Source organism: Bacillus sp. SD075, assembly GCF_017355165.1.
GTDB lineage: Bacteria > Bacillota > Bacilli > Bacillales > DSM-1321 > Peribacillus.
On record NZ_JADILK010000116.1, the window covers coordinates 1 to 393 of the forward strand.

3 tRNA genes are annotated in these 393 nt (G+C 46.6%); all 3 read left to right on the forward strand.

Annotation, left to right across the window (positions count from 1 at the left end):
- Positions 1 to 27: 27 nt before the first annotated feature.
- The 3 genes from IOC57_RS25505 to IOC57_RS25515 all read left to right on the forward strand — a co-directional run bounded on the left by IOC57_RS25505 (position 28) and on the right by IOC57_RS25515 (position 303).
- Positions 28 to 104: transfer RNA gene (locus tag IOC57_RS25505), tRNA-Met, on the forward strand.
- Between the two features lie 10 nt (positions 105 to 114).
- Positions 115 to 191, forward strand: a tRNA-Ile gene (locus IOC57_RS25510).
- Positions 192 to 210: 19 nt separating this feature from the next.
- Positions 211 to 303, forward strand: a tRNA-Ser gene (locus IOC57_RS25515).
- Positions 304 to 393: the final 90 nt, after the last annotated feature.

Here is a 393-nt window from a genome sequence, read left to right on the forward strand (position 1 = left end):
TTTTTAATCAGATACTTATATTATATTGGCGGTGTAGCTCAGCTGGCTAGAGCGTACGGTTCATACCCGTGAGGTCGGGGGTTCGATCCCCTCCGCCGCTACCAATAAATATAAGGACCTTTAGCTCAGCTGGTTAGAGCAGACGGCTCATAACCGTCCGGTCGTAGGTTCGAGTCCTACAAGGTCCACCATATTCATTTTTTAAGCCGTGGAGGTATACCCAAGTTCGGCTGAAGGGATCGGTCTTGAAAACCGACAGGGGAGTCAAATCCCGCGGGGGTTCGAATCCCTCTACCTCCTCCATTTTTTTTAAAAGCAGCAAGTTGTTTTGAAACAACCTTACATAAAGGAAGCGGACGAAACAATATACACGAAAACTTGATGCAAATCGTT